10 protein-coding genes and 1 tRNA gene are annotated in these 7,526 nt (G+C 57.3%); 8 read left to right on the forward strand and 3 right to left on the reverse strand.

All coding sequences use genetic code 11. The features are described from left to right. Positions 1-7 precede the first annotated feature (7 nt). The 5 genes from WS75_RS25760 (at position 8) to WS75_RS25780 (ending at position 2,120) form a co-directional block, all read left to right on the forward strand. Positions 8-223, forward strand: a complete 216-nt coding sequence (locus tag WS75_RS25760) for a TOBE domain-containing protein (protein WP_006400187.1) — start codon at positions 8-10, stop codon at positions 221-223. 140 nt (positions 224-363) lie between these two features. Continuing rightward, positions 364-561: a hypothetical protein gene (locus WS75_RS25765; protein WP_059684571.1), complete on the forward strand. Its 198-nt coding sequence runs from the start codon at positions 364-366 to the stop codon at positions 559-561. Positions 562-616: 55 nt separating this feature from the next. Beyond that, on the forward strand, positions 617-871 hold the full coding sequence (locus WS75_RS25770) for a hypothetical protein (RefSeq protein WP_059524526.1): 255 nt from the start codon (positions 617-619) through the stop codon (positions 869-871). A gap of 127 nt (positions 872-998) precedes the next feature. After that, positions 999-1,985 carry a tRNA dihydrouridine(20/20a) synthase DusA gene (gene dusA, locus WS75_RS25775; protein ID WP_059684573.1) on the forward strand — a complete coding sequence of 329 codons (987 nt, stop codon included), beginning with the start codon at positions 999-1,001 and terminating at the stop codon, positions 1,983-1,985. A 59-nt stretch (positions 1,986-2,044) separates the two neighbouring features. Continuing rightward, positions 2,045-2,120 (forward strand) — tRNA-His (locus WS75_RS25780). 25 nt (positions 2,121-2,145) lie between these two features. On the opposite strand, the gene WS75_RS25785 is transcribed toward WS75_RS25780, so the two are convergent. Together WS75_RS25785 and WS75_RS33865 are read right to left on the reverse strand one after the other, a co-directional pair. Then, positions 2,146-3,324: a site-specific integrase gene (locus WS75_RS25785; protein WP_059684575.1), complete on the reverse strand. Its 1,179-nt coding sequence runs from the start codon at positions 3,322-3,324 to the stop codon at positions 2,146-2,148. A gap of 189 nt (positions 3,325-3,513) precedes the next feature. Next, positions 3,514-3,999 carry a hypothetical protein gene (locus WS75_RS33865; RefSeq protein WP_156429885.1) on the reverse strand — a complete coding sequence of 162 codons (486 nt, stop codon included), beginning with the start codon at positions 3,997-3,999 and terminating at the stop codon, positions 3,514-3,516. A gap of 588 nt (positions 4,000-4,587) precedes the next feature. On the opposite strand from WS75_RS33865, the gene WS75_RS32875 reads away from it, so the two are divergent. From WS75_RS32875 to WS75_RS25800, 3 genes are all read left to right on the forward strand, one after another. Beyond that, on the forward strand, positions 4,588-5,190 hold the full coding sequence (locus WS75_RS32875) for a hypothetical protein (protein WP_373558516.1): 603 nt from the start codon (positions 4,588-4,590) through the stop codon (positions 5,188-5,190). Positions 5,191-5,405: 215 nt separating this feature from the next. Next, positions 5,406-5,945, forward strand: a complete 540-nt coding sequence (locus tag WS75_RS25795; protein WP_156429886.1) for a hypothetical protein — start codon at positions 5,406-5,408, stop codon at positions 5,943-5,945. A 270-nt stretch (positions 5,946-6,215) separates the two neighbouring features. Next, positions 6,216-6,515 (forward strand): H-NS histone family protein, encoded by a 300-nt coding sequence (locus tag WS75_RS25800; protein WP_059684580.1) that lies wholly within the window; start codon positions 6,216-6,218, stop codon positions 6,513-6,515. Between the two features lie 9 nt (positions 6,516-6,524). On the opposite strand, the gene WS75_RS32880 is transcribed toward WS75_RS25800, so the two are convergent. Then, positions 6,525-7,342, reverse strand: a protein-coding gene (locus WS75_RS32880) for an IS5 family transposase (RefSeq protein ID WP_156429887.1) whose coding sequence is annotated in 2 segments (ribosomal slippage) — positions 6,525-6,997 and positions 6,997-7,342 — 819 coding nt in all. Because the reading frame shifts where the segments join, the coding sequence is not laid out codon by codon here. Between the last annotated feature and the right edge of the window lie 184 nt (positions 7,343-7,526).

The raw sequence follows: 7,526 nt of genomic DNA on the forward strand, positions 1-7,526 counted from the left end.
CAACCCGATGAGCATCACTGCAATCAACGTGCGCAACCAGTTCAAAGGCAAGGTGAAGGAGATCATTCGCGGGCCCGTGGTCTCCGAGGTCGACGTCGAGACGCCGTTCGGCATCGTCACGTCGGTGATCACGACGCGCTCGGTCGACGAACTTGAACTGAAGGTGGGTGCGGAAGTCGTCGCGCTCGTGAAATCCACCGAAGTGTCGATCGCGCGACTCTGAGCGTGATTCCGATGCCGGGCGCCGCGGACGGGCCATCTGGCCATCCGTCGCGCCTGGTATGTGGGGCGTGCGTTTGCCTCCGTATTCGCCGTCCGGACGAAGTGCTAGGATGGAACGACATCGACGCCGGAGGGCAACGCATGACCCCCATCCTTTCCCCCGAAGCCATCGAGGCGCTGAAGTGGATCGACCAGTTCGGCGACACCCGTCCGGTCCCCGCCGCGTTCGACGATGTCGTCTATGCGTTGCTGAACGAAGGGCTGATCTATCAGACGGCGGCCGACCGTGTCGACCTGACCGCCGACGGCAAATCCGTTTTGTCTAACGAATACGATTGAGCGCACGGCGCCGGCCGCCGAGGCGGCCCGGCGTTGCGTCGCCACGGAGCGAGCGATGGAACCGAGAGGCAGCGATCTCGGCGATTTCAGCGAGCCGTACCGCGGCTACGAGATCGAAGTGAAGACCGAGCAGGTGTGGGACGGCGAGCATGCGCACTACCGCGTGCTGCAGGGCGCGGCCGTGCGGATCGACTGGCGGCTCGTGAAAGTCGACGGGATGCTGCTGACCGAACGGCGCGTGATCGAGCGCGTACTCGAAGAGGCGCGGCGGGCCGTCGACGCCGAACTGGGCGAGGGCGGGCCGGTCTAGCCAGGCTGCCGGGCCGGCCTGGTCGCGTTGCGGTAAAATGTCGGGTTGTTTCCCGCGCCGCTTGCTGCCCCCGAATTCCATGTCCGCATCGTCCTCGCTTCCCCCCCGCCGCGTTTCCGTCGCGCCCATGCTCGACTGGACCGACCGTCATTGCCGGTCGTTCCATCGCACGTTGACGCGCGACACGTGGCTGTATACGGAAATGATCACGACGGGCGCGCTGCTGTTCGGCGACGCCCAGCGGCATCTCGCGTTCACGCCGAACGAATCGCCGGTCGCGCTGCAGCTGGGCGGCAGCGAACGGGACGATCTCGCGCGCGCCGCGAAACTCGGCGAGCAGTGGGGCTATGACGAGATCAACCTGAATTGCGGCTGTCCGTCCGAGCGCGTGCAGCGCGGTGCGTTCGGCGCGTGCCTGATGAACGAGCCGCAACTCGTTGCCGATTGCGTGAAGGCGATGCGCGATGCCGTGTCGGTGCCGGTCACGGTCAAGCATCGGATCGGAGTCGACGCGGTCGAGGACTATGCGTTCGTGCGGGACTTCGTCGGCACGGTGGCCGAGGCGGGCTGCGAGACGTTCGTGGTGCACGCGCGCAATGCGATCCTGAAGGGGCTGTCGCCGAAGGAGAACCGCGAGATCCCGCCGCTCAAGTACGACTACGCCTATCAGCTTAAGCGCGATTTCCCGTCGCTGGAGATCGTGATCAATGGCGGGATCAAGACGCTCGACGAAGTCGCGCAGCATCTCGAACATGTGGACGGCGTGATGCTCGGCCGCGAGGCGTATCACAACCCGTACGTGCTCGCGGGCGTCGATGCGCGCTTCTACGGGTCGACTGCGCCGATGCCGACGCGCGAGGAGGCCGAGGCGAAACTGATCGAATACTGTGCGGCGGAACTGAAGCGCGGCACGTATCTCGGTGCGATCGTCCGGCACGCACTCGGGCTGTATCGCGGCGTCGCGGGTGCGCGTGGCTGGCGTCGCGTGCTGTCGGACAACAAGAAGCTCGCGCGTGGCGATCTGGCCGTGTTCGACGAGGCGCGCACGCATCTGAACGACGCTCTCGAAAATTTTGAAAAAAATGCTTTGCAAGACGGAAAAGTCTTCGTATAATCTTGTTCTTCGCTGCTGAACACGAAACGAAACAGCGAAGAAACAAAGCAGTATCAGTGGTGGCTGTAGCTCAGTTGGTAGAGTCCAGGATTGTGATTCCTGTTGTCGTGGGTTCGAGTCCCATCAGCCACCCCAAAGAATGCATTAACAAAACAGGCGCTTAGGCGCCTGTTTTGCTTTGCGGGGGACAACTCGGGGACAATAACGTCGATTCGAGCCTCGCCATCTCTAGAGCGTTCTGCTCGCCATCCATCCATTTCGCGTACGTTGTCAGGAACATCTCGATGCTGTGCCCGAGCTGTTTCGCGCAAAAGGCTGGGGTCATTCCGGCCATCAGCATCGCCGTCGCGTAGCTATGCCGCATGTTGTACGGCCGGCGATAGCGAATTCCGAGTCGTTTCAGGATTGGTGTCCAGAAGCTTCGCCGGAATGCGCGCTCGTCTTCCCATCGGGTGTTGTACCGCGGATCATGAAAGATTGCGGCGCCACTGATTTGGGTGAATGAGCGTTGACGCGTCAGCGCGGCCAGCGCGCGGCTGTTTAGGCGCACCGTGCGGGCGACCGCTGTCTTGGTTCGATCCTTATGTTCGCCGCGTACCAGCGCTTCGGCAACCAGGATCGTCCCGTTCTGCAAATCCACATTCAGCCACTGCAAGCCGAAGATCTCCGATGTCCGAAGGCCAGTCCAAAACCAGAATTCGATGAGGTTGTGCACCTGCCCGGGATAAGCACGCTCGGCCTCGCCGATCACTTTTTCCGATTCATCGCGGGAAAACGGATCGGGCGGGGGCTTTTGGTGTTTGGCGCGAGGCACGTTTGCCGCGGGATTGTCGGTCAGCACATTGTCGGACACCGCTAAGTCGAGCGCCTTTCTCATCACCGACACGTAATTGTTGATCGTTTTGCCGCTCAGGTCGGGCCGGCCTGCGATCGCAGTCAATATGTGACTCAACTTCAATTTGCGGAGCGGAGTCGGTCCAAGTGGATTCTGATTCTTGTCGCACGCCGCGGCTTTCCAGAATCTGATGGCGCTCTCGTATCCATCTTTCGTCGACGATTCGATTCGCTGGGCGGCGAGCCAGGTATCGAGCCAGCTGCCGACAGTTAGCGTGCTGGGTGCGCCAGCGGTCGGAAAATATTCGACCAAGCTGAATGTCCCGAGACGGATCCGATCGACGATCTCCGCGATCAGGCGATAGGCATACTTCACGTTCGCGGGAGTGGGCGGCATCGGTTTGCCGTTTAGCATCAGAGTTTGCCGCTCCCGCTTGCCGTCGAGCGTAAAGTTCAGTCGGATGGAGGCTGCGCGGATTTCTACGCCGCCGCTTGTTCTACCCATAGTTGATACCCTTTGATGGAAATGAAGATTCCGCCGTCTGGCGAGCGACGGTACTCGCGACCGTCGAGCCACTTTCCGTCCTCGATTTTTAGACGGATGAGGGCGCGGGGACTGTTGAAGTAGCAGCTCCCACACATGTCGCTAGCACAAGCCTGCCGGTTGATCGAGCGCACTTCGGTTATCGCCCAGTCACTCGGATTTGGTGCAGCCTTCCATTTTCGTAATCACTGCGTCCTTGCTTGCAGTAATCTGAGCGCGCTCCTGTTCAGACAAGGTCCACCTGTCTAGCCTGTACTGTAGCTGTTGGACTTGAGATTTAAAGAATTCGCAGACATCGGCACGTTTTGCGCCGACCGTTAACGTCGCGATTTGAGAGGCCTGCGTTGTAACCGTTTGCTGGCTATCTGCATACGCCTTCTTCCAGTCAGCATTGTTTTGTTCGAGAGCCTTGATGCGCTCTGTCGCAATGGCCAACGATGCTGCAGCCTTCGACAATTCTGCTTTGTCAGCGACTGACGCTGTTGCGCATTGCGCGATTGCGGAATCAGATCCGTTCGACTTTCCAAGATTGTATGCGCCGGTTGCGATAGTAATCGCGGCGCCAATCGCCGCGAAAGCAGTTCCAATCATCGCTGCGGATGAGAATTTCCCGTTCGTAGGTATGGTGGCCGACATTTATTCGGATGGATTTTGGTTGACGTGCGCGTGAGGCTCTAATGTGTGCTGGCGGAAAGCCGAATTTTCGAGTTCGATATAAGGTCAGAGTCCTAATGCCGGGTGAATTGATCGACCTTCTTTTGCTGAATGTTAAAGCAATTTGCGAGAGGAATGCTCGTCTCCGATGGTTGGGTATCGATTCTTGGGTTGCGCGGCTCAGGATGTATTATTTATACCCGAACACACTAAAGTTTGATATTTTTATGCCGTTAACCTGCCTAATATAATGTGCAAATAATCGAAATGATGTGGTCATTATTGTGCGTAATATATCAGCAAATATAAAAATGGCGAAGAGCATGTTGCTAAAGAATATATCGGTAAAGAGTACGCGCTGGGAAGTGGAGTCTGATGGGGTTGAGGTGCTGCATGCGGACGAACCGCATGCATTGGTAATGGCTGCGGGTTATTTGAAGTTCAAGTTGGCAAAGGACGAGAGCGAGGGAATTTATTTCCGGGGGGCAGCGAAAACTCTACAAAACGCTGCCACCTACTTTATATCGAGATCTTGCGAACCAAAAGGCGCAGGACAAAAGACATGTTTCATTGTCGGACCTAGTAGCGAAATTTAAAAACAGCGGTAAAATATTTAAATCATTTGGCGATTATGCACACGAGCCATTACTTCAGCGCTATGGAATTTTAACAACATGGGTCGATCTGGTTGATAACGTTTGGGTTGCGTTGTGGTTTGCGTGTCATCGAGCTATGACGGAGGCGGAACGCTTTTTGCGTTTTGAGCGCAGGATGCCTGGCGATCAAGAGCGATATGCTTATATCTTGCTCGTCGCTGCGGACATTGACGGAAGAAATAGGGTAAAGCCAGGATATTTTTATGGCGAGAACACAGAACTAGTCGATCTTCGGATGGCTGCACCTTCCGTTTTTCTGCGGCCGCACGCTCAACACGGACTTTTGTTTAGAAAGTTCGGGAAGGACGGAAGCCGTCCAATCGACTACTCTGACCAAATTCGAGGGAACATCCGTGTTGATCTTGCCAAAGCTCTAGATTGGCTTGGTACCGGGAAGATGGTGAACACGCATTCGCTGTTTCCGCCACCATATTACGACAGTGGCTATCGAATCTTGCTGGCGTGTGGGGTGGATGGGAACAGGACTGTCGGAACAATCTCGCATGTAGGTGCCTAGGGTGGACTGGGTTAGACGAAAGTTCGGGTTGTAAACTCTTACGAGATTCGCTATATTGACGAATTCTGGCGCAAGGTGCGCCTAAATGAAGCCCACCCGGGAAGCCGCGTGGGCTTCTTCGTTACTATCCCTCTGAAATGAAAGTCGAGCGGTTTCCTACGGGTTTCCTATAAATGTACTTACCCCGATACGGGGAATAACAAGGAGACCGCAACATGAAGACAGCATTGCTTGTTCGCGTGGTGGCTGGGGTGTTGCCGCTGTCCGGATGCGGAATGTTTTCGCCGCCTCCAGTCCAACCAAGTGACATTACGGTTGAGCAAGCGTTGGCCTCGGTGGGGGATGGACTAGCAGTGTTCAAGAAGAAGCTAGACTCGAACAATATGCAACTGGGCATGTATGTCGATACGATCAATTTGGAATTGGATCTAACGACAGATCAGAAGGGCGACGGAAAGTTGTCAGTTGACTTCTCAAAAGGATTTCAACTGGGTCCACAGTTGGGCATGGAGCAAACGGTGGACGCCAGCCGCGGAACTAAGCTGTTTATAACGCTGAAGCAAGCCATGGTTCCCATCAAACAGAGCCAAGATGCGTCTCGGGGTGACGGAGCCAGCCATGCAGGAGCCCACGCGCAAGCGCCGGCAAATCCGCATGACAAGACGCAGAATGGCCACGGAGGCGTTTCCGAAGGCCCGTCAAGGGTTCCGTTTCACGTGCCGTGGAAGATTCTCGGACAAGACCCGCAAATGTAAGTCCCGGATATTTGACTTCGAAGCTCGTCGATCGGTTGCCGACGAGCTTTTTCGTTTCCGTGCCTGTCGAGGCGTTTAATCTGAAGGCCACCGATGGAGGGGGCGTGGAGCCGCGGCATGGCTGGTCAGGGTGAGTGGTCGGCTGTTCGATCAAGTTGTCTACGGGGAGCCGATGTTCCCGTAGGGATCCACACTTGTGGGATATCGATGTGCTCCTTCGCTTAGGTCAAAACGTCTATCATATGTACAACACAACAATTGGAGGAATGCATGGCAACCTACAAGGAACTGAAAGCCCAAGCGGAGGCATTGGCTGAGAAAGCAGAAGCTGCTCGCCTAGCTGAGTTTCGGGCCGTTGTCGAAGAGATCCGTGCCAAGGTCGCGGAGTACGGCATTACCGAGAAAGACATTTTCGGTGCGCGTCGTGGCAAGTCAGGAACGCAAACGAAGGCGCCAACGGAGGCGAAGTACCGCGATCCGAAGACCGGCGCGACCTGGTCGGGCCGTGGTCGTGCGCCGGCTTGGATTAAGGATGCCAAGAATCGGAATCGATTCCTGATCCAAGAGTAAGAGACGGTTTCATAAAGGCTGTTCGGCGCGCCGGAGGGTATTCCAGCAAATCAGGCAGCAACCGAGTTTGAGGAACGCCCCGTGCATGTCGGCGCGACGCTCGAAACGAATCCGGAGGCGACGGAAGTGATGCAACCAGGTATGTGTGCGTTCGACTACCCAGCGATATTTTCCCAGGCCGCTGCCATGTTCGGTACGGCGCTTGGCGATCACCGGCTCGATACGGCGATTGCGCAATGCTCGTCGATGTCGCTCGGAGTCGTAACCGCGATCGGCGTAGACAACGCGCGGTCTCTGCAGCGGGTGGCCGCGTAATGTGCGAATCGGCGGAATTGCGTCGATCAGCGGCAGCAGTTGCGTGACGTCGTGGTCGTTCGCGCCGGTCAGGATCGCGGCAAGCGGGGTGCCGTTGGCGTCGGTGACGATGTGGTGCTTGGAACCGGAGCGCGCACGATCGGTAGGGTTTGGCCCAGTTTTTGGGTCGCCCCAACGGCGCGAATCGATGATGAATCGACAGCGGCTCGCGAGAAGTCGATCTGGTCTGCTGCGCGCAGCTTCGCCAGCAGCAGTTCGTGCAAGCGGTCCCACACGCCTGCAGCCTGCCAATCGCGTAGCCGTCGCCAACACGTCACGCCCGAGCCGCATCCCATCTCGGCGGGCAGGTCGCGCCAGCGCAGTCCGGTCTTGAGAACGAACAAGATACCGGTCAGCGCGGCGCGATTCGAAACAGGCAGGCGGCCCGGACTCTTCTCGCGCCGCGGCTTGGCTGGCGGCAGCAACGGCTCGATCAGTGTCCACAATTCATCGTCGATGATCGGCTTGCCCATCTCCTCGGCCTCGGTTGTTCCGATACCTGAGGTTAACAGCTCGCCGCATAAGTTAACAGCCCCAAACAGCCTTTTTGAAACCGTCTCTAAGCGTGGAGCAGACACATTTGGACCGGCCAGCCTTTCGTAGACATCTTCGAGCCATAATTTATGGCAACCGAGGAGGTCAGCATGAGCGGCAAGC

Source organism: Burkholderia sp. FL-7-2-10-S1-D7, assembly GCF_001524185.1.
Lineage (GTDB): Bacteria > Pseudomonadota > Gammaproteobacteria > Burkholderiales > Burkholderiaceae > Burkholderia > Burkholderia diffusa.

Excerpts from the sequence above, each read along its gene's own strand:
- WS75_RS25760 (WP_006400187.1), top strand. The coding sequence starts at position 8 with ATGAGCATCACTGCAATCAACGTGCGCAACCAGTTCAAAGGCAAGGTG.
- WS75_RS25765 (WP_059684571.1), top strand. The coding sequence starts at position 364 with ATGACCCCCATCCTTTCCCCCGAAGCCATCGAGGCGCTGAAGTGGATC.
- WS75_RS25770 (WP_059524526.1), top strand. The coding sequence starts at position 617 with ATGGAACCGAGAGGCAGCGATCTCGGCGATTTCAGCGAGCCGTACCGC.
- dusA (WP_059684573.1), top strand. The coding sequence starts at position 999 with ATGCTCGACTGGACCGACCGTCATTGCCGGTCGTTCCATCGCACGTTG.
- WS75_RS25785 (WP_059684575.1), bottom strand. The coding sequence starts at position 3,324 with ATGGGTAGAACAAGCGGCGGCGTAGAAATCCGCGCAGCCTCCATCCGA.
- WS75_RS33865 (WP_156429885.1), bottom strand. The coding sequence starts at position 3,999 with ATGTCGGCCACCATACCTACGAACGGGAAATTCTCATCCGCAGCGATG.
- WS75_RS25795 (WP_156429886.1), top strand. The coding sequence starts at position 5,406 with ATGAAGACAGCATTGCTTGTTCGCGTGGTGGCTGGGGTGTTGCCGCTG.
- WS75_RS25800 (WP_059684580.1), top strand. The coding sequence starts at position 6,216 with ATGGCAACCTACAAGGAACTGAAAGCCCAAGCGGAGGCATTGGCTGAG.